Source organism: Pseudomonas sp. NPDC090755, assembly GCF_044769005.1.
Lineage (GTDB): Bacteria > Pseudomonadota > Gammaproteobacteria > Pseudomonadales > Pseudomonadaceae > Aquipseudomonas.
On the sequence record NZ_JBIVXC010000003.1, the window covers coordinates 231,767 to 254,846 of the forward strand.

Genomic DNA, 23,080 nt, shown 5'->3' on the forward strand with positions numbered 1-23,080 from the left:
AAGGTGTGCGCTGGACCCGTGGGAGCTGGCGAAGCCTGCGATGAGGCCCTCAAGGCTTGTCGGACTTGGCCACCACCGATACCCACCAGGGCGTGTGTTGCTCGATCTGCACCGGCAATGTCGGCAGCAGCGAGGTCAGGGCCAGATCGGTGTTGTTGAGCGGGAAGCTGCCGGTAATGCGCAGGTCCGCCACTTCCGGCGCCACGCCCAGGTATCCGCTGCGGTAACGGCCAAGTTCACCGACCAGCTCGCTCAGGCGCACGTTGTCGACCACCAGCATGCCGCGGGTCCAGGCATCGATGCCCAGGGGCAGGCCGGCAATCGTGCCGAGCCGGTCGTGGTTCATCAGCACCTGCTGGCCTTCGTGAAGAATCTGCTCGTCGCCGCTGTCCTGGGGCCTGGCGGCCACGGCTGACTGCAGCACGCTCAGGCGGGTGCCTTGTTCTTCCACGCGCACCAGGAAGCGGGTGCCCAGGGCGCGCAAGCGGCCATCTTCGGTGGCGACAATGAACGGGCGATCGTCCTTGTGCCCGGTCTCGATGGAAATCTCGCCTTCGTGCAGCACGATCAGGCGTTCTTTCTCATCGAAGCGGATGTCCACCGCCGAATGGGTGTTGAGGCTGATCAGGGTGCCGTCGCTCAGGCGCAGGCTGCGTTGCTCGCCGGTGGCGGTGCGCTGGTCGGCGAGCCAGTAGCCAAGCGACTGGTAGGCACTGACCCAGCTGAGCAGGCCGGCCGCCAGCACCAGGCTGGCCAGGCCGCTGCCTACTCTGCGTACACGCTGGCGCATCTGCGCGCGCGATTGCAGCAAGGCCTGGCGCGCAGGGCCTGCGGCGGCGCTGAAGCGCTGGTCGAGCATGTGCAGTTGCATCCAGGCGCGCGCGTGTTCCTCATCGGCGGCGTGCCAGCGAGCGAATTCGGCGCGACTCTCGGCACTACCACTGCCCGAGTCCAGGCACAGTTGCCAGGCGATCGCGGCGTCCAGGACCCGGGCACTGACCGGCTTGCTGTTCATGTAGGCTCTCCGTACAGGGCGATGTAGCACTGACGCATGCCCTGGGCCAGGTACTGGCGTACCCGGGAAACGGAAACCCCCAGACGTTCGGCAATCTCGGCATGGTTCAGGCCATCGAGGCGATTGTACAGGAAGGCTGCACGGGCCTTGCTCGATAACTTGCCCAGCAGTTGGTCGATGGCCTTGAGGTCTTCGAGGATCAGGTGCTGTTCTTCAGGGGAGGGCTGTTCGGCTTCCGGGATCAGCATCAGCTCGGCCAGGTAGGCCTGCTCCAGCGCCGCGCGGCGAAAGTGGTCGAACAACAGGCCCCTGGCAATGGCCATGAGGAACGCGCGGGGTTCGCGTGGCGGCGGCAATTGGTCGCGACCGAGCAAGCGCACAAAGGTGTCCTGGCTCAGGTCTTCGGCGCGCTCGGCGCAGGCGATATTGCGCCGCAGCCAGGCAAGCAGCCAGCTGCGGTGATCGCGATAAAGGGTACCGACCAGCTCACTGTGTGGGCTTTGCACGGACGACAAGGCGTTCCCCGAAAAAGATGCGTTAACTAACGAGAATTATTCGCGATTGTTGCAGAATATACTCGCAGGACGCAATTGACGCTCATCGGATGACGCTAGAAACCGTGACTCTGTTGCCGTCGGCGCCGCCAGCGCTGCAGGTGCTGGTCGAGCAGCGCCGGGCTGTCCAGGTGCTGGCGCCGGGCATGGCTGAACAGGATCAGCGCAAGTTCGGCAGTGACCATGGCGTCGGCACTGGCGTTGTGACGCTCGATGGCCTCCAGGCCGAAACAGGCGGTCCAGTCGTCCAGCCCGGCTTCGCGCAAAGTGATCTGCGGGTTGAGCAGCGGGGCCAGTTCGGCAAGGTCGAAGAAAGGATGTTGCAGCAGGTAACCCAGGTGGTCCTTCAAGGCCCGGGCCAGCATCCGTTGATCGAAGGGGGCATGGAAGGCCAGCACCGGGCTGTCGCCAATGAAATCCATCAGGTCGAGCAAGGCCTCGACCGGATCACAGCCGGCGGCGATGGCGCTGGGGCTCAAGCCATGGAGCAGCACGCTGGAGGTGAGCTTGTGGTTGCGTTGATAGAGGGTGCGTTCGAACTGCTGGCTGAAGTCGATGGCTCCGTCTTCGATGACCACCGCGCCAATGGCCAGCACCTGGTCACGGTTGGTGTTCAGACCACTGGTTTCCAGGTCCAGCACGACCCAGCGCTGGTTGCGCAGGGTGTGTTCGCCGAGCGGCGCCGGCGGCGTCAGCCGGCTCACCCGTTGGCGCACCTGGTCGTTGATCTGCCGCGGGCGCAGCCAGGTGAACAGGCTCACAGCTGATACCTCAGGGCCAGGCTGCTCTGCAGGCGCTGGGCCTGGCGCAGGGACTCGCGCAGGATGCGGCGGTCCAGGTGGTTGAGGTTGTCCGGGTCGACGCGGTTGGAGTAGGGCAGGTTCTGTCGGCTTTGCAACTGGTGCTGCTGCATGCGGGTCTGCTGGATGAAGTGGTAGGCCTCTTCATACGCGGCGCCATCCAGAGGATCGATTACTTTACGGCTCACCAGCTCGCGCAGGCGCTCCAGGGTGTTGATGGCGCTGATGCCATTGGCCAGGGCCAACAGCCGTGCACCGTCGACGAAGGGGGTGAGGCCTTGCACCTTGAGGTCCAGGGTCGCCGCCTTGTCGTTACCCTGGCGGGTCAGCACGAATTCGCGGAAACGCCCCACCGGTGGCCGTTGGCGTAAGGCGTTCTCGGCCATCATGCGCTGGAACAGGCGATTGTCGGCCACCTGCTCGAGAATGCCCTGGCGCAGCTGCTCGCAAGCACGCTCGTCGCCCCAAACCAGCCGCAAATCGAAATAGATGCTCGAACCCAGCAGGTTTTCCGGCGTAGCCTCGCGGATGAAGGCGGCGAAGCGCCGCGCCCATTCGGCACGGGACAGGCACAGCTCGGGGTTGCCGGCCATGATGTTGCCCTTGCACAGGGTGAAGCCGCACTGGGCCAACCCCTGGTTGATGTACTGGGCCAGGGGCAGCAGGCGACCGCGGATCTCGGCGGCATGGGCGGCATCGCGGGCCTCGAAGAGGATGCCGTTGTCCTGGTCGGTGTGCAGGGTCTGCTCGCGACGGCCTTCACTGCCGAAGCATAGCCAGCTGAAAGGCACACCCGGGTCACCCTTGTCCTCTATGGCCAGCTCTATCACCCGGCATACGGTGTGGTCGTTGAGCAGGGTGATGATCTGGGTGATCTGGGTCGAGGATGCACCGTGGGCCAGCATGCGCTCGACCAGTTGGCCGATCTCGCCACGCAATGACACCAAGGTTTCGATCCGGGTGGCGTGGCGGATGGTCCGGGCCAGGTGCACCAGATCGACCCGCTGCAGGGAGAACAGGTCACGCTCGGAGACCACGCCGCACAGGCGTTTGTCTTCGACCAGGCAGACATGGGCGATGTGCCGTTCGGTCATGGCGATGGCGGCGTCGAAGGCGCTGGCCTGGGGGCTCAGGTAGAACGGCCCGGCGGTCATGTGGCCAGCGATGGAGTCGGTGAAATCGGCGCTGGCGTCGGCCACCACCTGGCGCAGGTCGCGCAGGGTGAAGATGCCGATGGGAAAGCGCTGTTCATCGACGATGACGATACTGCCGACCTGCTGCTCGTGCATCAGGCGCACGGCCTCGCGCAGGGGCGTTTGCGCTGCGCAGACCACCGGGTGACGCATGGCCAGCTCGCCCAGGCGGGTGTTCAGCGAATATTGATTGCCGAGGTTTTCCACGGCGCGACGCTGGACCTGCTGGTTGACCTGGTCGAGCAGGCTGCTCACCCCGCGCAGGGCGAAATCGCGAAAGGCCTCGCAGAGGGTGAACAGACGGATGAACGCCGCCTTGTTCAATTGCAGGCAGAAGGTGTCTTCAGCGGCCAGGTGTTCGGTGCGGGTCGCACGCTCTCCGAGCAAGGCGGCCAGGGGAAAGCATTCGCCGGTGGTGATTTCGAAGGTGGTTTCGGTGCCCGCGCCGGTGACGTGCTGGCGCTCGCCGACTACCCGGCCCTGCTTGACGATGTAGAAGTGCTCGACCGGGCCATCGGCGGGCTTGATGATGCTGTCGTTGGCAGCATAAAAGCGCAGTTGGCACTGTTCGACGAGAAACGCCAGGTGGGCGCTCTCCATCTGATTGAAGGGTGGGAAGCGTTGCAGGAATTGCAGGGTCCCCTGGATGTTCTGCATGACTGCAGTCTTTCCTGCCTGGGCGAAGGCGTCCATTTTGCTCATGAGCATTACCGCGTCTTTGTGTCGAGCTGTTTACATCGACCTTGTTGTTCTCGTCCCTCATGGTCGGTCGCCTGCCGGCCAGTGCCCATTGGACGTAAGTCTATAAATGGCGGCAGGCAGCATGAGCCAGGCGACAGGTGTCAAAGACACGACGAAAGGCAGGTTGCAAGTGGATCAAAAGCAGTCTGAACTTGATTCAAGGGACATTTTTACAAGTCATTGACGATGAGACAGCCATGTCCGAACCAGACGACTTACTGAGTGACGCCGAGCGTGAAGCGCTGGCCACGGTGACCGCACCTGCGGCTGAGCCGCAAAAAGTATTGATCGTCGATGACAACCTGGTAGCCCGTGAAGCGCTGGCCAGTTACCTGAAGGGCAAGGGTATCAAGTGCGTAACGGCGGAGAATGCCGAGCGGGCGCTGGCGTGCCTCAAAGGCGAGCGTAAAATCGGTGTGCTGATCACTGACTTGCGCATGGGGCCTGTCGATGGCCTGGAGCTGATTCGCCGGATTCGCGAATCGGAAAATGCTGCTCTGCCGATCATCATCGTTTCTGGCGATGCCGATGTACCGGACGCCATTGCGGCGATGCATTTGAGTGTCGTCGATTTTCTGCTCAAGCCGATCGATCTGGACAAGCTGGTGGGGTTGGTTCGCAAGGAACTGGGCCTCGGCTGAGTGCCGCCATGGCCCGTGTTCGTTACTGGGCAAGGATGTAGCGCGCCAGTTGTTCGCGCTCGGTTTCAGATAGCCCCGGGTAAGGTGGCATCGGTATCGCGCCCCAGCGTCCAGATCCGCCCTCGGCGATGTGTTTGGCCACGGTGGCAACCGCTTGTTTGTTTGTCTGGTAGTGTTTGGCGATGTCCTTGAATGCCGGCCCGACGATTTTCTGGTCGATACTGTGGCAGCCGATGCAGGTATTGCGGGCCAGCAGCTCATCGACATCGCTGGCTGTTTCCTTGGCGACTTGCGTGCCCGCGGGCCCGGCATAGGCAACGCTCAGGTAATGGCCGATGCTTTGTATTTCGCTGTCTTCCAGCGGCGCCTTGTAGGCATCACGCATCTTGCGCACCAGGCTGGTCCACTGTGACTGGTCCATGCCTGGGGGCTGGAACTCGACGTAGTCAGCGGAGTGGCAGATGCCGCATTTCTGAGTAGCCAGGGTGTAGCCTGGCATATCGGCGCTGCGCAGTGCGATGGTTTCGGCAGGAAGCTGGATGCTCACAGGGGAGGCGTTGGCCAGTGATGCGATGAGCAGACCGAAAAGAAGCGAGCAGGGGAATGCGGACGGCTTCATGTGTAACAGCTCCTATACAGCGATCAGGTCGAGGGCTTCAATGACATTGCGTGAGTAGCCGCTGGAGTTCCAGGTTGCCAGCGCCGGCTGTATCTCGCCGCGCTTGCTACTGGCGCGTACCAGCAGAGTGACCGGGCCGCTGGTACGGGCTCTCCAGGTAGTCTTCCACTCACGAAAGGCGAAGCGCCCCATGTCCTGCGACAGGGTGGTGGCTTGCCAGTTATTGCCGCCGTCGTCCGAGATATCGACCCTGGCAATGCCGCTGCCACCGTCAAAGGCAATGCCGCGCAGGGCGGTTGGCCCACCTGCCGAAACAGTGTCACCGGTTTTGAGGCTGGTGATGAAGGAGCGCACCTTCATTTCGCCGATAGGGCGGGTGTGCGTTGCACTTTTGCCGGGCGCAGTGCACTCGCATTCGTTGTCGGGGATGCGGTAGCGGGATTTCATGTACGCCCCGGTGAACACGTCATCGATTACTTCGATCTCGTTCAGGTGCTTGACCCAGTAAGTTGCAAAGTAGCCAGGCACGATGAGCTTGATTGGGTAGCCGTTGAGGAAGGGCAGTTCTTCTCCGTTCATGGCCCAGGCCAGCATTGGTTCCGGGCTGAGTGCCAGGTCGATGTCCAGTGCCTTGATATAGGGCGGGGTGTCGGGCAGTACCGGCCGGTCCATGCCCTGGAAGGTGACCTGACGCGCATTGGCCTTTACGCCGGCATGTTCGAGCAGTGTCCTGAGCGGCAAGCCGGTAAAGCGCGCGTTACCCATCGAGCCGTTGCCCAGTTGCGAACCAAACACCCGAGGCGAGGAGAATCCGCGACTGTTGCCGGAGCACTGCTGGACTGCAGTCAGCTCTACGGCTGGCCCCAACTGCTTGAGTTGCTCAAGGCTGATTGAAAGTGGACGTTCGACCAGGCCCTTGAGGCTCAGTCGATACTCAGAGGCATCGATGCTGGTCGGGATAGTAGCCAGGTTGTAGCGGACGAAAAAAGCATCGTTAGGGGTCAGCAGGCTTTCATTGAATACGCTGAAGGGGGTCTCCAGGTGAGGCGGACGCGTGGTGATCAGCATCATCGGACGCTTTTGCGCAAAGGTGACCAGCGGCCGCGTACCGTTGGCGAAAAGCTGTTCTTCCTGGTGTGCCAGGATTGTCCGGGGAGATAGGGCCAGGCCGGTCGAGGCCAGTCCAAGTCCCTGCAAGAACCGGCGTCGATTCAAGCTGGGCGCATCATTCATGCTTGTGTCCATCCTTGCGCGTAGAGGTGGACAGCAGCTTCAGCCATTGGCAGGGCAGATGAAATCCGATTGGGTTGAAAAACCCATGGCACATCTCGCCGTGTTATGTAGGGCAAAAAGAAAGCCTCACAACCCGAAGGGTGTGAGGCTCTTTTACTCGCGGATCGTGTTACAGGCCGTTACGTGCCTTGAACTCACGACGACGACGATGCAGCACCGGCTCGGTGTATCCATTTGGCTGCTTGGTGCCTTCTACCACCAGCTCGACCGCCGCCTGGAAGGCGATGTTGTTGTCGAAGTCCGGTGCCAGCGGGCGGTACAGCGGGTCGCTGGCGTTCTGCTTGTCCACCACCGGCGCCATGCGCTTGAGGCTTTCCAGCACCTGGGCCTCGGTGACGACACCGTGACGCAGCCAGTTGGCCAGCAGTTGGGCGGAGATACGCAGGGTTGCGCGGTCTTCCATCAGGCCGACATCGTTGATGTCCGGTACTTTCGAGCAGCCGACGCCCTGGTCGATCCAGCGCACGACATAGCCGAGGATGCCCTGGGCGTTGTTGTCCAGCTCGTTGCGAATCTCTTCGGCCGACCAGTTGGTGTCGGTCGCCAGCGGGATGGTCAGGATATCGTCCACCGAGGCAGGCGCGCGCTTGGCCAGCTCCGCCTGGCGAGCGAAGACATCGACCTTGTGGTAGTGCAGCGCGTGCAGCGCGGCGGCGGTCGGCGACGGCACCCAGGCGGTGTTGGCACCGGCCAGCGGGTGAGCGATCTTCTGCTCGAGCATGTCGGCCATCAGGTCCGGCATGGCCCACATGCCTTTGCCGATCTGGGCGCGGCCCTGAAGGCCGGTAGCCAGGCCGATGTCGACGTTGGAGTTCTCGTAGGCGCCGATCCACTTCTGGGTTTTCATGGTGCCCTTGCGCACCACGGCGCCGGCTTCCATGGAGGTGTGGATCTCGTCACCCGTACGGTCGAGGAAGCCGGTGTTGATGAACACCACGCGCTCGCTGGCGGCCTTGATGCAGGCCTTGAGGTTGACCGTGGTACGGCGCTCCTCGTCCATGATGCCGACCTTCAGGGTGTTGTGCGCCAGGCCCAGCACTTCTTCGATACGACCGAACAGCTCGTTGGTGAACGCTGCTTCTTCAGGACCGTGCATCTTCGGTTTGACGATGTACACGGAGCCGGTGCGGCTGTTCTTGCGGCTGGTGTTGCCGTTGAGGTTGTGGATCGCCGCCAGGTTGGTGACCAGGCCATCGAGGATGCCTTCGGGCACTTCGTTGCCGTCCTTGTCGAGGATGGCGTCGATGGTCATCAGGTGACCGACGTTACGCACGAACAGCAGCGAGCGACCGTGCAGGGTCACCGAGCCACCGTTGGGCGCGGTGTATTCGCGGTCCGGGTTCATGGTCCGGGTGAAGGTCTGGCCACCTTTGCTGACGCTTTCAGCCAGGTCGCCTTTCATCAGGCCGAGCCAGTTGCGGTAGACCACGACCTTGTCATCGGCGTCGACAGCGGCCACCGAGTCTTCGCAGTCCATGATGGTGGTCAGGGCGGCTTCCATCAGCACGTCCTTCAGGCCCGCAGCGTCGGTCTGGCCGACCGGGGTGCTGGCATCGACCTGGATTTCGAAGTGCAGGCCGTTGTGCTTGAGCAGGATCGCGGTCGGTGCCGAGGCATCGCCGCGATAACCGATCAGTTGAGCGTCGTCACGCAGGCCGCTATTGCTGCCACCCTTGAGGGCGACAACCAGCTTGCCGCCTTCGATGCGGTAGGCGGTGGAGTCGACATGGGAGCCGGCAGACAGAGGAGCCGATTCGTCGAGGAAGGCGCGGGCGAAGGCAATGACCTTGTCACCACGGACCTTGTTGTAGCCTTTGCCCTTTTCGGCGCCACCTTCTTCACTGATGGCGTCGGTGCCATAGAGGGCGTCGTACAGCGAACCCCAACGGGCGTTCGAAGCGTTCAGGGCAAAGCGCGCATTCATTACCGGCACGACCAGCTGCGGGCCGGCCATGCGGGCGATTTCGTCGTCGACGTTCTGGGTCGAGACCTGGAAGTCTGCAGCTTCTGGCAGCAGGTAGCCGATGTCCTGGAGGAAGGCTTTGTAAGCCACGGCATCGTGGGCCTGGCCTTTGCGCGCTTGGTGCCAGGCATCAATCTGAGCCTGGAGTGCGTCACGTTTGGCCAGCAGTGCTTTGTTCTTTGGAGCGAGGTCGTTGATGATCTTTTCCGCCCCGACCCAGAATTGCTCGACGCTTACGCCGGTTCCGGGAATGGCTTCGTTGTTCACGAAGTCGAACAGGACTTTGGCGACCTGAAGGCCACCGACTTGAACGTGTTCAGTCATTGCTTGCCTCACTCTGCTCAGCTATTCAGCTCTTCAATTTAAGCCTTGCGCGCTTCTCTAAACACGGCACCAGAACATGCCCGATGGGCGGCTGGGTGCGGCCTGCCAGGCAGGCTGGCGGGCATTGGCGTATTTTCACAGGCGCCTTGGCAGACATCGATTCGACGTTTTGTAGTCCGCGCTGCGGCATACTACATGATGCGCGGCGGTTGTGAAAATCAGACTAAATACGTCGTTCTGCGACCAATTGGTCGCAGAAGGTCACGCTGGGAGACAGTATGTTCTCAAAAAAGTGGCAGATTGTTCCAGATAAATCTTGAAACAGTACACGATTCGTTTCGCGAACCCTCTGCGGCAGGTTGCCGCGCCTTGCCTATACTTTCTGCGCGCCCTTTGATTTCAGGGGCCTAACCTTTAAAAGCAGAGGGTTACCGCGTGGATCATCTCGTACTGACAGTGATCGCTCCCGACAAGGCCGGCCAGGTCGAACGTATCGCTGAATGCATTGCCGAGCATAACGGTAACTGGTTGGAGAGCCGCATGTCGCGGATGGCTGGGCAGTTTGCCGGGATCCTCAAGGTGGCGGTGCCGGCTGAGTCCTACGATGAGCTGGTCGTAGCGCTGCAAGGCCTGGTCAAGCATGATATTCGTGTGCTGATTGCCAAGAGTGGCATCGAGCCATCCTGCACCTGGAAGCCGATCGCCATGGAGCTGGTGGGCAATGATCGCCCGGGTATCGTCCGTGAAATCACCAGCCTGTTGGCCAATCAGGGCGTCAATGTCGAGCGTCTGAATACCGATGTGAGGCCGGCCCCCATGAGCAGTGAACCGTTGTTTTATGCTGATGCCTTGCTGGCGATGCCACTGACCCTGTCCCTGGACGACTTGCAGCGCAAGCTTGAGGCGCTGGCCGACGACCTGATGGTGGAGCTGAAACTGCGTCCGGAAGACTAGTTATCCCATATTGCCGGGGACCGGCCTGTGGATAAGCTGGGGGAAGCCCTCGCCAGCCCAGGCAGGCCGCGGCTTTGCCGACTTTGAACAAAAAACCACCAATAATCAGTGGCTTGTGCACAAAGCGCGGGGATGAGGGTGTGGATAACCTTGGGAGAGCTTGCTGCAGGCCACGATATACGTGGCCTGTAGAGGTTTGTCTGTTTTTTGATCAGTCGCGTCGACGCAGACTCAGCCAGGCATCGACACTATAGATGGCAAGGCCGGCCCAGATGAACATGAAGGCGACCAGGGTACTGCTCGACAGGTGCTCGCCAAACAGCAACACGGCTTGCAGCAGCACCAGGGTTGGCGCCAGGTATTGCAGGAAGCCCAGGGTGGTGTAGGGCAGGTGCCGGGCTGCGGCGTTGAAACACACCAGCGGGATCAGCGTGACGGGCCCGGCAGCCACCAGCCAGAGTGCTTCAGTGCTGGTATAGAAGCTTGGTTGGGCACTGGCGGCCAGCGGGTTGAACAGCAGCCAGCCAACGGCCAGGGGCACCAGCATCCAGGTTTCCACCACCAGGCCGGGGAGCGCCGCCACCGGTGCCTGTTTGCGGATCAGGCCGTAGAAGCCGAAGCTCAAGGCCAGCACCAGCGACACCCAGGGCAGGCTGCCGACCTGCCACACCTGTTGCGCCACGCCCACGGTCGCCAGCCCTACCGCCAGCCATTGCAGCCGGCGCAGGCGCTCGCCGAGCAACAGCATGCCCAGCAACACGTTGATCAGCGGGTTGATGTAGTAACCCAGACTGGCTTCGAGCATGCGTCCGTTGTTCACCGACCAGACATAGGTCAGCCAGTTACCGGCAATCAACGATCCGCTCAAGGCCAGGATCGCCAGTCGTCGCGGGTTGTCGCGCAGCTCGCGCCACCAGCCCGGGTGTTTCCAGACCAGCAGCAGGAGCGAACCGAACAGCGCCGACCAGAGCACCCGGTGGACGATGATCTCCACGGCGGGCACGCTTTGCAGCGCTTTGAAGTAGAGCGGGAACAAGCCCCAGATGATGTAGGCGCTCAGGCCCAGGATGTACCCGCGGCGCGGGTTGGCGGCTTGCATGCAGAGTCCTTGCTTAGGCAGCTAACTAAAACGGTGATTATTGTAGACAGACTTGCCTGCACTTCAGAACAATTTCAGCGGTTCTTCATCCAGGGCCGCCCGCTGTTCGCGCAGGGCGAGAATCTGGTCGCCCCAATAACGCTCCTGGCCGAACCAGGGGAAACTGCGAGGGAACGCCGGGTCGTCCCAGCGCCGCGCCAGCCAGGCGCTGTAGTGCAATAGGCGCAGGCCGCGCAGCGGCTCGATCAGGGCCAGCTCGCGGGGATCGAAGTCATGGAACTCGTTGTAGCCATCCATCAGTTCGGCCAGTTGCCCCAGGCGCTCCTGGCGGCTGCCGGCGAGCATCATCCACAGGTCCTGGACCGCCGGACCCATGCGGCAGTCGTCGAGGTCGACGATATGGAACACCTCGTCGCGACACATCATGTTGCCCGGGTGGCAGTCGCCGTGCAGGCGGACGGTCTGGTGCGGAGTGTCGGCGTAGATGGCTTCGATCTGCTTGAGCAGGTCGCGGGCTACTGACTCGAATGCCGGTACCAGGCTTTTCGGTACGAAGTTGCCTTCGAGCAGGGTGTCGAGCGAGGCATGACCGAAGTTATCCACCGCCAGCGTTTCTCGGTGCTCGAAAGGGCGGGTGGCGCCGACCGCATGCAGACGACCGAGTAGCTGCCCCAGGCGATAGAGTTGGTCGAGGTTTCCAGGCTCCGGCGCCCGGCCACCACGACGGGGGAACAGGGTGAAGCGAAAGCCTTTGTGTTCGAACAGCGTTGCGTCGTTGTGGACAAGCGGCGCGACCACCGGCACTTCGCAGTCGGCAAGTTCGGCGGTGAAACGATGTTCTTCGAGAATCGCCGCATCGCTCCAGCGATCCGGGCGATAGAACTTGGCGATCAGTGGTTCGGCCCCTTCGATGCCTACCTGATAGACACGGTTCTCGTAGCTGTTGAGCGCCAGGACGCGGGCATCGCTGAGAAAGCCGATGCTTTCGACGGCGTCGAGCACCAGGTCGGGGGTGAGGGTATCGAAGGGGTGGGACATGTTCGCTCCTGCTGCGCGGCAGGTGGCCGCAAGGTTCCCTGCATGGTAACGCACATCAGGCCCCGCGACGGATATCCGCGCAACACGTAGCCGCTGCCGCCAGGCTGCGATCGACTGCAACGCAGTCGCAATCCGGTCACCTCGGTGGGTCAGGTTAATTTCTACGACCGCTTCGCGGCCGATCGCAGCCTGGCGGCAGCGGCTACAACGAGTCAGTCGCCCTACAAATCAGGTTCCGACGATGCCGCCATCCTCGCGACTGATCGCCATCACCGATGAGCGTGGTTTGCCATTGGGCAAATGCTCGGGGAAGGTCGAGCCGCCGGTTTCACCGGGATGCTGGATGCCCACGAACAGCGTGCGCTGGTCCGGAGCGAAGGCGATGCCGGTCACTTCGCAGGCCACCGGGCCGACCATGAAACGACGGATCTCACCACTGGCCGGGTCGGCACAGAGCATCTGGTTGTTACCCATGCCGGCAAAGTCGCCGCTGTTGCTGTAGTCGCCGTCGGTGAGGATCCACAGCCGGCCATCGGCATCGAAGCCCAGGCCATCGGGGCTGTTGAACATGTTCTGCGGGGTGATGTTGCTGGAGCCGCCCTTGGCGTCCCCGGCGTGCACGGCAGGGTTGCCGGCAACCACGAACAGGTCCCAGTCGAAGGTCATGGCACCATGGTCGTCACCGCCTTCACGCCAGCGCAGGATCTGCCCGTAGAGGTTCTTCTCGCGCGGGTTGGGACCGCCTGCCGGCTGGCCTTCTTCGCCACGTTTGACGTTGTTGGTCAGGGTGCAATAGACCTGGCCATCCTTGGGGCTGACCACGATCCACTCCGGGCGGTCCATGCGCGTGGCCTTGAGCTGGCTGGCGGCCAGGCGGGCATGGATCAGCACCTGGGCCTGGCTGGCAAATCCATTGGCGGCGATCAGGCCGTTCTTGCCATGGGTCAGCTCCAGCCACTGGCCTTTGCCGCGCGGATGGTCGGCGTTCTTGTCGCCATCGTCGAAGCGCGCCACGTACAGGGTGCCGTGGTCGAGCAGGTTGCGGTTGGCGCCGGGGTTCTTGTGGTCGATGCGGTCGCGGCTGATGAACTTGTAGATGAACTCGCCACGCTCGTCGTCGCCCATGTACACCACCGCGCGGCCATCACGGGTTTCGGCAAGGGCGGCGTTCTCGTGCTTGAAACGGCCCAGAGCGGTGCGTTTGACCGGTGTCGATTTCGGGTCGAACGGGTCGATCTCCACGACCCAGCCGTGGCGGTTCAGCTCGTTGGGGTTCTTCGCCAGGTCGAAGCGCGGGTCATGCTGGTGCCAGCCGACTTCCTTGCCACTGACCGAGGCGCCGTAGCGCTTTTGTCCTGCGTCGAAGGCCTGGGCCGGGTCGCTGCTGCCGAAGCAGTCGGTGAAGTTTTCTTCGCACGTCAGGTAGGTGCCCCAGGGCGTCTTGCCGTTGGCACAATTCTGGAAGGTGCCGAGTACCTTGCGGCCGCTGTTGTCTGCCGCGGTCTTGAGCAGGGCGTCGCCCGCTGCCGGGCCGCTGACACGGATGGGCGTGTTGCCATGGATGCGTCGGTTGTACGGCGAGCCCTGGACGAACTGCCACTGGCCATCCTTGCGTTTCACCTCGATCACCGAAACGCCTTCGGCGGCCTGGGCCTTGTGCACTTCCTCGGCCGAAGCGGGTTGTCCGCCATGGGCAAACAGGTAGCGGTAGTTGGTGTACTCGTTGTTGATGGCCATCAACGCCCGGTTGTCGTCGCCGGGGAAGGGGAACAGGCTCATGCCATCGTTGTTGTCGCCGAACTGCAGTTCCTGGGCCTTGGCGCTGCCATTGCCGGACGTATCGAAGGCGGGCGAATCGGTGTGCAGTGGCTGGCCCCAACTGATCAGTACCGAGGCCTTGTAGCCAGGCGGGAGGCTGATGCTGTCTGCGGTTGCGCTCGGAATGCTGGTGAAGCCGAGCAGGTTGCTGTTGGCGGCGCCGATACTGGCGGCCATGACGCTGCGGCTGAGCAGATTGCCGCCCAGGAACAGGGCGGCGCCGCACAGGGCGCCAGCGCCGATGAAGCGACGACGGCTCAGGCTGACCAAGTCTTCAAGGTCGGTGTTCTGGTGTTCTTCGAGTAGGTGCATGACAGGCTTCCTGCGAGTTTGGCAGTCACCTTAGTCAGGGCTTGTGACGGTTTTGTGTCCGTTTTTATAACGGCGTTCCGATAAGCACGTAGGACGGCTGAAATTGAACACGTAGGTCACTTCCGGCTGTGACGGCGTGAGCGCTAAGCCACACGGGGTCTGCGAAGGTGCACAGGGTTTGTCCGTTGCCCAAGGTCAGGCGCACTTCGGTTGGCCCCTGGGGATCCTCGAGCAAGGCCTCGACCCTGGCTTGCAGGCAGTTGCAGTCTGTCTGCGGCTGTTCCTGTGGCGAGAGCAAGGTCAACCAGCCGGCCTTGATCAGGGCACAGACGGCGGTACCCGGGGTCAGTTCCAGGCGCTGGGTGCTGTCGCGGGTGATCAGGGCGTCGATGTTCAAGTCCCCGGCCAGGGCCAGGCGGATGCGGTCGTAATGCCCCTCGGCCTGGATGGTGCTGACCCGGCCGTGCAACTGGTTGCGGGCACTGGTGCGCAGCATCAGGCGTCCGAGCAGGTCCAGGTCGCTAGCGTCTTCGGCAGCTTCCAGGATCTGCGCCTGCAACGCCTGCAGGCGCTGGTACAGGCGCAGCACCCGCTGGCCTTCCTGCGACAGCTTGGCGCCACCGCCGCCACGGCCCCCGACACTGCGCTCGACCAAGGGACTTGCGGCCAGGTTGTTGAGTTCATCGATGGCGTCCCAGGCGGCCTTGTAGCTCATGCCGGCGCTTTTCGCCGCGCGGGTGATCGAGCCTTGTTCGGCGATATGCTGCAACAACGCGATGCGCTGCGGACGGCGAACGATGTGTTGGGTGAGCAAGGCGGGCAAGGACATGAGCGGCACGGGGACGAGGAAAGATTCAGTCACGAAAGTGCCCGCACCCCGACGGCAAGTCAAGCGCTGCCGGGCTTGGCCGTGCGCGCCAGGCAGTAGACATCGACCCGTAGGGCGCCGGCCTTGAGTAATTGGCTGGCCAGGGCCTGGGCCGTGGCACCGGTGGTCAGTACATCGTCGATCAGGGCCAGGTGGCGGCCTTCGATAGCCTCGGCGTGTTCCACGATGAAGGCCTGGCGCAGGTTGCGCTTGCGTGCCCGTGCTGTGAGGCCTTGTTGTGCCGGGGTATCGACCAGACGTCTGAGTACCCGCTCGTTGCAGGGGATGTTGATCTGGCCGGCCAGCCAGCGTGCCAGCATGGCCGCCTGGTTGTAGCCGCGCTGGCGCAAGCGCCGGCGAGCCAGGGGTACGGGCAGCAGCGCGGCCGGCCGAGCCAGGCCTTCGTCAAAGCGGTGCATGAGCCAGCGCCCGAGCAACTGCGCCAGCAAGCGCCCCAGCGGCCATTGGCGCTGGTATTTGAAGCGGCTGATCAACGCATCCAGGGGAAAGCCGTAGTGCCAGGGCGCCTCGACCCTGTGGAAGGCCGGTGCCCGGCGACTGCACTGGCCGCAGGTCAGGCCGTTCATCGGCAAGGGCAGGGCGCATACCTGGCAGCCATCCTCAAGCCAGGGCAACTCCGCCTCGCAGGCCACGCACAGGGGGTAGCACTGTTCGGCGGGTTCACTGCAGAGCAGGCATGCATGGTTATTATTTAACCAGTTGTAAACCATGGTTTTGAGTTGTGGTTGACAGTGCATCGGGCTTCCTTAACTATGCGAGCTATCCGTGATGCGCTGGCGGGCATTCCTGTACCGGCGCCAGTCAAAGCCTAAACAAGGAACCGCCGATGAGCGCCAGCACAACTGCAACAACACGTCACGACTGGACCCTGGCCGAGGTAAAGGCGCTGTTCCAGCAACCGTTCAATGACTTGCTGTTCCAGGCGCAGACCGTGCACCGCGCGCACTTCGACGCCAACCGTGTACAGGTCTCGACCCTGCTGTCGATCAAGACCGGCGCCTGCCCGGAAGATTGCAAATATTGTCCGCAGTCCGGCCACTACAACACCGGGCTGGAAAAGCAGAAGTTGATGGAAGTGCAGAAGGTCCTCGAAGAGGCGGCCCGGGCCAAGGCCATCGGCTCGACCCGTTTCTGCATGGGTGCGGCCTGGAAGCACCCGTCGGCCAAAGACATGCCTTACGTGTTGCAGATGGTCAAAGGGGTCAAGGCCATGGGCCTGGAAACCTGCATGACCCTGGGCAAGCTCGATCAGGACCAGACCCTGGCCCTGGCCGAGGCCGGGCTGGACTACTACAACCACAACCTCGACACCTCGCCTGAGTTCTACGGCAGCATCATCACCACCCGCACCTACAGTGAGCGCCTGCAGACCCTGGCCTATGTGCGCGACGCCGGGATGAAGATCTGCTCGGGCGGCATCCTCGGCATGGGCGAGTCGCTGGACGACCGCGCCGGTCTGCTGATCCAGCTGGCCAACCTGCCGGAGCACCCTGAGTCGGTACCGATCAACATGCTGGTGAAAGTGGCCGGAACGCCGCTGGAGAACGCCGAGGAAGTCGATCCGTTCGACTTCATCCGCATGCTCGCCGTGGCCCGGATCCTCATGCCCAAATCCCATGTACGCCTGTCGGCCGGTCGTGAAGCCATGAACGAGCAGATGCAGGCCCTGGCCTTCTTCGCCGGTGCCAACTCGATCTTCTACGGCGAGAAACTGCTGACCACCGCCAACCCGCAGGCCGACAAGGACATGCAGCTGTTCGCCCGCTTAGGCATCCAGCCCGAAGCCCGCGAAGAGCACGCTGACGAAGTCCACCAGGCCGCCATCGAACAGGCACTGGTGGAACAGAAGAGCAGCGAACTGTTCTACAACGCCGCCTCGGCCTGAGGCGGTCATGGCCTTTGATCTTCGCGCGCGCCTGGAGCAACGCCGCGCCGCCGACCTGTATCGCCAGCGGCCCTTGCTGCAAAGCCCGCAAGGCCCGCAAGTGGTGGTCGACGGCCAGCCGTTGCTGGCGTTTTGCAGTAACGACTACCTGGGCCTGGCCAATCACCCCGAAGTGATTGCCGCCTGGCGTGCCGGGGCCGAGCGCTGGGGCGTTGGCGGTGGTGCTTCGCATTTGGTGATCGGCCACAGCACACCGCATCACGAGGTCGAGGAAACCCTCGCCGAACTGACCGGGCGACCGCGCGCGCTGCTGTTTTCCACTGGCTACATGGCCAACCTGGGTGCCTTGACCGCCCTGGTTGGCCAGGGCGACACGGTGCTGCAGGACCGCCTCAACCACGCCTCGCTGCTCGATGCCGGGCTGCTCAGCGGCGCACGTTTCAACCGCTACCTGCACAACGACGCAGCCAGCCTGGCCAGCCGCCTGGACAAGGCGGTAGGCAACACCCTGGTGGTCACCGACGGTGTATTCAGCATGGATGGCGACATTGCCGACCTGCCGGCCCTGGTGACGGCCGCCAAGGCCCGCGATGCCTGGCTGATGGTCGATGATGCCCACGGCCTGGGCACCCTGGGGCGCAACGGTGGCGGGATCGTCGAGCATTTCGGCTTGAGCCATGAGCAGGTGCCGGTGCTGATCGGCACCTTGGGCAAGGCCTGTGGTACCGCTGGCGCTTTTGTTGCCGGCAGCGAAGAGTTGATCGAGTGCCTGATCCAGTTCGCCCGCCCCTACATCTATACCACCAGCCAGCCACCGGCCCTGGCCTGCGCCACCTTGCGCAGCCTGCAACTGCTGCGCAGCGAGCATTGGCGCCGCGAGCACCTGGCGGCGCTGATCCAGCAGTTTCGCAGCGGCGCCGAACAGATCGGCCTGCAGTTGATGGACAGCTTCACCCCGATCCAGCCGATCCTGATCGGTGACAGCGCCCGTGCCTTGCGGCTCTCGCAGATGCTGCGCGAACGCGGCTTGCTGGTCACGGCGATTCGTCCGCCGACGGTGCCAACCGGCAGCGCGCGCCTGCGGGTGACCTTGAGCGCGGCGCACAGCGCGGCGCAGGTGCAGCTATTGTTGGATGCATTGGCCGACTGTTACCCGTTGCTGGAGCCTGCTGATGCGTAACCGACTCATTCTGCTGCCAGGCTGGGGCCTGGGCATTGCGTCACTGCAACCGCTGGCGGCAAGCCTGCGAGCCCAGGATGCCAAGCTGCAGGTTGAACTGGCACCGCTGCCGGAGCTTGCCGAAGGCAGCCTGGAGCACTGGCTGGACTACCTCGACCGGCGTTTGCCTACCGATGCCTGGCTGGGTGGCTGGTCCCTGGGCGGCATGCTCGCTGCCGAGCTGGCGGCGCGCCGGGGCGATCATTGCTGTGGCCTGCTGACCCTGGCCAGCAACCCGAGTTTCGTCGCCCGCAAGGACTGGCCCCATGCGATGCCTGCCGATACCTTCGAGACCTTTCTCGACGGTTGTCGCAGCCACACTCAGGTCACCCTCAAGCGCTTCAGGTCACTGTGCAGCGAAGGTGCTGCCGAGCCACGCAGCCTGCTCCGCCAGTTGGGCGTTGGCATCCCCGATACCGATCCGGTGTTTCTGGCCAAGGGCCTGGAAGTGCTGGCCGAACTGGACACCCGCGAGGCACTGCAAGGCTATACCGGGCCGCAGTTGCATCTGTTCGCTGGTCGCGATGCGCTGGTGCCTGCCGAGGCCGCGCAAGGCCTTATCGAGTTGCTACCCGACGTGGAGGTGGGCCTGGTGGAAGACTGTTCCCATGCCTTCCTCCTCGAGTATCCCCAGGAGCTGGCTGCCAGCATCAAGAGTTTCCTGCATGAGAGCGGCGATGACTGATCTTTCCCAACCGGGCCTGCCCGGCGCGTTGCCCGACAAGCGTCAGGTGGCGGCTTCGTTTTCCCGTGCAGCGGCCAGCTACGACAGCGTCGCCGAGTTGCAGCGCGCCGTCGGCACGGCCTTGATCGAACAACTGCCTGCAGACCTGCAACCGCAGCGCTGGCTGGATCTTGGCAGCGGTACCGGCTATTTCAGCCGGGCACTGGCCGCCCGCTTCGCCGAAGCGCCCGGTATTGCCGTGGATATCGCCCAGGGCATGCTCGAACACGCTCGCCAGCAGGGTGGTGCCCGTGACTATGTCGCCGGGGATGCCGAGCGTTTGCCGCTGCGCGAAGCCAGCGTGGGTCTGGTGTTCAGCAGCCTGGCGGTGCAGTGGTGCGGCAATTTTGCCGCCGTGCTGGAGGAAGCCCGGCGGGTCTTGCAGCCAGGCGGCGTGCTGGCGTTCTCCAGTCTGTGCGTTGGCACCCTGCATGAGCTGCGCGAGAGCTGGCAGGCGGTCGACGGGCTGGTACACGTCAACCGCTTCCGGCGCCTGGAGGACTACCAGCGCCTGTGTGGCGCCAGCGAGATGCAGGTGCTGAGCCTGCAGACGCGCCCCCATGTGCTGCATTACCCCGACGTGCGCAGCCTGACCCACGAGCTCAAGGCCCTGGGCGCACACAATCTCAACCCCGGCCGCCCCTCAGGCCTTACCGGACGGGCGCGGATGCAGGGTTTGTTGCAGGCCTACGAACAGTTCCGGGACGCCCAGGGACTGCCGGCGACCTATCAAGTGGTCTACGGTGTATTGCGAAAGCCGCTGCCAGGAGGTTAATCAGATGAGCCCGGCCTATTTCATCGCGGGAACCGACACCGACGTCGGCAAGACCACTATCGCTGCCGGACTCCTGCATGCGGCGCATCAGGCTGGCTTGAGCACCCTGGGCGCAAAGCCGGTGGCTTCCGGCTGCGTGGCCAGCCCCAGAGGGTTGCGCAATGACGACGCCTTGGCACTGATGGCGCAGAGCTCGCTCAAGCTGCCCTACGAGCAGGTCAACCCGTTCGCTTTCGAACCCGCCATCGCCCCGCACCTGGCCGCCCGCGAGGCGGGGGTGACGCTGAGCGTGCCGGCGCTGCTGGCGCCCATGCGTCATGTTCTTGCCCAAGGCGCCGACTTCACCCTGATCGAAGGGGCCGGCGGCTGGCGCGTGCCGCTGTCCGACCAGGCCAACCTGTCGGACCTGGCCATGGCCCTGCAACTACCGGTCATCCTGGTGGTGGGTGTGCGCCTGGGTTGTATCAGCCATGCGTTATTGAGTGCCGAAGCCATCGCCGGCGATGGCCTGCCCCTGGCGGGCTGGGTGGCCAACATCATCGATCCGCGCACCTCGCGCCTGGAAGAGAACCTCGCGACCCTCGCCGAGCGCTTGCCGGCCCCTTGCCTGGGGCGGGTACCCAAGCTCAAGCAGGCTTCGGCGCAGCAGGTTGCCGAATACTTGCAGCTGGATTTGCTGGACTAGCCCGTTTCTATCGAATGGCAACATGCCATTACTGATTTCAACGGGCATATTACCTTCAGGTCTGCTTCAATAGAGGCTGTTCGCCTTCAGCGTCAGGGAGTTTTTGACATGGAAATCTCGGGCAACTCGGTATTTTATGCAGGCCTGGGCGCCATCCAGGCCGGCCAGCAGCGCGTCGATCAGGCTGCCAGCCAGATCGCCACTACCAGCGTCGAGCGCAGCGCCACCAGCCAGTCCAGTGACTTCCAGGTCGAACGCCTGCGCGCGGTCGATCGCAGCCAGCAGATGGACCTGGCCACCAGCACGGTGGAAATGGCCCTGGGCAAGCACCAGGTCGAGCTCGGTGTCAAAGTGGCCAAAGCATCGGACGAAATGCTCGGCACCCTCATCGACACTTACGCCTGAAACGTCCTGCCGTGCCTTTAGCGCGGCTTCAACTAATCTTTAAGTATCAGCAACCTGGCCTTGCCGGTCGGCGTTCGGCTGCGCGTTCGTGCGCGTTCGTGCAAGTTTTTGTGCAGATCTTCGCGCAGTGTGCCATGGCGGAACTGCCCTCTGGTTGATGCTTGACAAGCTTTCGGCGTAAACGTATGTTTCAAACAACTGTTTGACCGAAAGCCGCCAAGAGCTGGTCGGTCTGTCGCGGTCTCCCTATCCAGGATTCATCAGCAGAGGTTCATCGCTATGCCTGATTACAAAGCCCCCTTGCGTGATATTCGCTTCGTTCGTGACGAGCTGCTCGGCTACGAAGCGCATTATCAGAGCCTGCCGGCTTGCCAGGACGCTACTCCAGACATGGTTAACGCCATCCTCGAAGAAGGCGCCAAGTTTTGTGAACAGGTACTGGCCCCGCTGAACCGTGTGGGTGACCTGGAAGGCTGCACCTGGAGCGAGTCGGGCGTGAAGACGCCGACCGGTTTCAAGGAAGCCTACAACCAGTTCGTCGAAGGCGGCTGGCCGAGCCTGGCCCATGACGTCGACCACGGTGGCCAGGGCCTGCCCGAGTCGCTGGGTCTGGCGATCAGCGAGATGGTCGGCGAGTCCAACTGGTCCTGGGGCATGTACCCGGGCCTGTCCCATGGCGCGATGAACACCATCTCCGAGCACGGCACCGCCGAGCAGCAGGAGACCTACCTGACCAAGCTGGTGTCCGGCGAATGGACCGGCACCATGTGCCTGACCGAGCCTCATTGCGGTACCGACCTGGGCATGCTGCGCACCAAGGCCGAGCCTCAGGCTGATGGTTCCTACAAAGTCTCCGGCACCAAGATCTTCATCTCGGCCGGTGAACACGACATGGCCGACAACATCGTTCATATCGTTCTGGCTCGCCTGCCCGATGCACCGGCCGGCACCAAAGGCATTTCCCTGTTCATCGTTCCGAAGTTCCTGCCGACCGCCGAAGGCACCGTCGGTGAGCGCAACAAGGTCAGCTGTGGTTCCATCGAGCACAAGATGGGCATCCACGGCAACGCCACCTGCGTGATGAACTTCGATGAGGCCACCGGCTACCTGATCGGCCCGGCCAACAAAGGCCTGAACTGCATGTTCACCTTCATGAACACCGCTCGCCTGGGTACCGCGCTGCAAGGCCTGGCCCACGCCGAAGTGGCGTTCCAGGGTGGCCTGAAATACGCGCGCGACCGCCTGCAAATGCGTTCGCTGACCGGCCCGAAAGCACCGGACAAGGCGGCTGACCCGATCATCGTCCACCCGGACGTGCGTCGCATGCTGCTGACCATGAAAGCCTTCGCCGAAGGCAACCGTGCGATGGTGTACTTCACCGCCAAGCAGGTCGACATCGTCAAGTACAGCCAGGACGAAGAAGAGCGCAAGAAAGCCGACGCACTGCTGGCCTTCATGACGCCGATCGCCAAGGCCTTCATGACCGAAGTCGGCTTCGAAGCGGCCAACCACGGCGTTCAGATCTATGGCGGCCACGGCTTCATCGCCGAGTGGGGCATGGAGCAGAACGTGCGCGACAGCCGTATCTCCATGCTGTACGAAGGCACCACTGGCATCCAGGCGCTGGACCTGCTCGGCCGCAAGGTACTGATGACCCAGGGCGAAGCGCTCAAGGGCTTCACCAAGATCGTGCACAAGTTCTGCCAGTCCCAGGAAGGCAACGACGCCGTCAAGGAATTCGTCGAGCCACTGGCCCAGCTGAACAAGGAGTGGGGCGAGCTGACCATGAAGGTCGGTATGGCCGCGATGAAAGACCGCGAGGAAGTCGGCGCGGCGTCGGTGGACTACCTGATGTACTCCGGCTATGCCTGCCTGGCCTACTTCTGGGCCGACATGGCACGCCTGGCTGCCGAGAAACTGGCTGCCGGCACCAGCGAAGAGGCGTTCTACACCGCCAAGCTGCAGACTGCGCGCTTCTACTTCCAGCGCATCCTGCCGCGTACCCGCACCCACGTTGCGACCATGCTGTCGGGCGCCAACAACCTGATGGACATGAACGAAGAGCACTTCGGCCTTTCGTACTGAGTCCTGCGCTGTAACCAGAACGCCTGCCCTCACCGGCAGGCGTTTTTGT

Annotated in this window: 21 protein-coding genes; 9 read left to right on the top strand and 12 right to left on the bottom strand. The window is 63.0% G+C overall.

Annotated features, from left to right (window positions below; translation table 11 throughout):
- Positions 1–49: 49 nt before the first annotated feature.
- From ACIQUS_RS07975 to ACIQUS_RS07990, 4 genes are all read right to left on the bottom strand, one after another.
- A complete protein-coding gene (locus ACIQUS_RS07975; RefSeq protein WP_403045180.1) occupies positions 50–1,015 on the bottom strand; it encodes a FecR domain-containing protein in 966 nt (321 codons plus the stop codon).
- Positions 1,012–1,530 (bottom strand): RNA polymerase sigma factor, encoded by a 519-nt coding sequence (locus tag ACIQUS_RS07980; protein WP_403045183.1) that lies wholly within the window; start codon positions 1,528–1,530, stop codon positions 1,012–1,014. The genes ACIQUS_RS07975 and ACIQUS_RS07980 overlap by 4 nt, the downstream gene beginning before the upstream one ends.
- A 95-nt stretch (positions 1,531–1,625) precedes the next feature.
- Positions 1,626–2,330, bottom strand: coding sequence for a PolC-type DNA polymerase III (locus ACIQUS_RS07985; RefSeq protein WP_403045186.1), 705 nt, complete (start codon positions 2,328–2,330; stop codon positions 1,626–1,628).
- Positions 2,327–4,264, bottom strand: coding sequence for a DUF294 nucleotidyltransferase-like domain-containing protein (locus ACIQUS_RS07990; protein WP_403045399.1), 1,938 nt, complete (start codon positions 4,262–4,264; stop codon positions 2,327–2,329). Before ACIQUS_RS07990 ends, ACIQUS_RS07985 begins: the two co-directional genes overlap by 4 nt.
- A 236-nt stretch (positions 4,265–4,500) precedes the next feature.
- Between ACIQUS_RS07990 and ACIQUS_RS07995 the strand changes: the two genes are divergently transcribed.
- Positions 4,501–4,944 (top strand): response regulator, encoded by a 444-nt coding sequence (locus tag ACIQUS_RS07995; RefSeq protein ID WP_403045188.1) that lies wholly within the window; start codon positions 4,501–4,503, stop codon positions 4,942–4,944.
- Between the two features lie 22 nt (positions 4,945–4,966).
- Here the strand turns inward: ACIQUS_RS07995 and ACIQUS_RS08000 are convergent, their stop codons facing one another.
- The 3 genes from ACIQUS_RS08000 to ACIQUS_RS08010 form a co-directional block, all read right to left on the bottom strand.
- Positions 4,967–5,563, bottom strand: a complete 597-nt coding sequence (locus ACIQUS_RS08000) for a c-type cytochrome (RefSeq protein ID WP_403045191.1) — start codon at positions 5,561–5,563, stop codon at positions 4,967–4,969.
- A 12-nt stretch (positions 5,564–5,575) separates the two neighbouring features.
- Positions 5,576–6,796, bottom strand: a complete 1,221-nt coding sequence (locus ACIQUS_RS08005; protein ID WP_403045194.1) for a molybdopterin-dependent oxidoreductase — start codon at positions 6,794–6,796, stop codon at positions 5,576–5,578.
- A 169-nt stretch (positions 6,797–6,965) separates the two neighbouring features.
- Positions 6,966–9,143, bottom strand: coding sequence for a malate synthase G (locus ACIQUS_RS08010; RefSeq protein ID WP_403045196.1), 2,178 nt, complete (start codon positions 9,141–9,143; stop codon positions 6,966–6,968).
- Between the two features lie 435 nt (positions 9,144–9,578).
- On the opposite strand from ACIQUS_RS08010, the gene ACIQUS_RS08015 reads away from it, so the two are divergent.
- Complete coding sequence (locus ACIQUS_RS08015) at positions 9,579–10,097, top strand: glycine cleavage system protein R (RefSeq protein ID WP_403045199.1); 519 nt, start codon at positions 9,579–9,581, stop codon at positions 10,095–10,097.
- A 211-nt stretch (positions 10,098–10,308) separates the two neighbouring features.
- Here ACIQUS_RS08015 and rarD read toward each other — a convergent pair whose 3' ends face one another.
- From rarD to ACIQUS_RS08040, 5 genes are all read right to left on the bottom strand, one after another.
- The gene (gene rarD, locus ACIQUS_RS08020; protein WP_403045202.1) at positions 10,309–11,196 is read right to left on the bottom strand and encodes an EamA family transporter RarD; all 888 of its coding nucleotides are present in this window, start codon (positions 11,194–11,196) and stop codon (positions 10,309–10,311) included.
- Between the two features lie 63 nt (positions 11,197–11,259).
- A complete protein-coding gene (locus ACIQUS_RS08025; RefSeq protein ID WP_403045204.1) occupies positions 11,260–12,234 on the bottom strand; it encodes a serine/threonine protein kinase in 975 nt (324 codons plus the stop codon).
- A gap of 228 nt (positions 12,235–12,462) precedes the next feature.
- A complete protein-coding gene (locus ACIQUS_RS08030; RefSeq protein ID WP_403045206.1) occupies positions 12,463–14,364 on the bottom strand; it encodes a PhoX family protein in 1,902 nt (633 codons plus the stop codon).
- 64 nt (positions 14,365–14,428) lie between these two features.
- On the bottom strand, positions 14,429–15,193 hold the full coding sequence (locus ACIQUS_RS08035; RefSeq protein WP_403045208.1) for a TOBE domain-containing protein: 765 nt from the start codon (positions 15,191–15,193) through the stop codon (positions 14,429–14,431).
- A 59-nt stretch (positions 15,194–15,252) separates the two neighbouring features.
- Positions 15,253–15,990, bottom strand: coding sequence for a ComF family protein (locus tag ACIQUS_RS08040; protein WP_403045211.1), 738 nt, complete (start codon positions 15,988–15,990; stop codon positions 15,253–15,255).
- An 89-nt stretch (positions 15,991–16,079) separates the two neighbouring features.
- Between ACIQUS_RS08040 and bioB the strand changes: the two genes are divergently transcribed.
- The 7 genes from bioB (at position 16,080) to ACIQUS_RS08075 (ending at position 23,031) form a co-directional block, all read left to right on the top strand.
- On the top strand, positions 16,080–17,138 hold the full coding sequence (gene bioB, locus ACIQUS_RS08045; RefSeq protein WP_403045214.1) for a biotin synthase BioB: 1,059 nt from the start codon (positions 16,080–16,082) through the stop codon (positions 17,136–17,138).
- Between the two features lie 7 nt (positions 17,139–17,145).
- Positions 17,146–18,318, top strand: coding sequence for an 8-amino-7-oxononanoate synthase (bioF, locus tag ACIQUS_RS08050; RefSeq protein WP_403045216.1), 1,173 nt, complete (start codon positions 17,146–17,148; stop codon positions 18,316–18,318).
- On the top strand, positions 18,311–19,042 hold the full coding sequence (locus ACIQUS_RS08055; RefSeq protein WP_403045219.1) for an alpha/beta fold hydrolase: 732 nt from the start codon (positions 18,311–18,313) through the stop codon (positions 19,040–19,042). The genes bioF and ACIQUS_RS08055 overlap by 8 nt, the downstream gene beginning before the upstream one ends.
- The gene (gene bioC, locus ACIQUS_RS08060) at positions 19,035–19,856 is read left to right on the top strand and encodes a malonyl-ACP O-methyltransferase BioC (protein ID WP_403045222.1); all 822 of its coding nucleotides are present in this window, start codon (positions 19,035–19,037) and stop codon (positions 19,854–19,856) included. Before ACIQUS_RS08055 ends, bioC begins: the two co-directional genes overlap by 8 nt.
- A 4-nt stretch (positions 19,857–19,860) precedes the next feature.
- A complete protein-coding gene (bioD, locus tag ACIQUS_RS08065; protein ID WP_403045225.1) occupies positions 19,861–20,541 on the top strand; it encodes a dethiobiotin synthase in 681 nt (226 codons plus the stop codon).
- A gap of 108 nt (positions 20,542–20,649) precedes the next feature.
- Positions 20,650–20,946 carry a pyrroloquinoline quinone biosynthesis protein PqqE gene (locus ACIQUS_RS08070; protein ID WP_403045228.1) on the top strand — a complete coding sequence of 99 codons (297 nt, stop codon included), beginning with the start codon at positions 20,650–20,652 and terminating at the stop codon, positions 20,944–20,946.
- A 279-nt stretch (positions 20,947–21,225) separates the two neighbouring features.
- Positions 21,226–23,031: a phenylacyl-CoA dehydrogenase gene (locus ACIQUS_RS08075; protein WP_403045231.1), complete on the top strand. Its 1,806-nt coding sequence runs from the start codon at positions 21,226–21,228 to the stop codon at positions 23,029–23,031.
- The last annotated feature ends 49 nt before the right edge of the window (positions 23,032–23,080 follow it).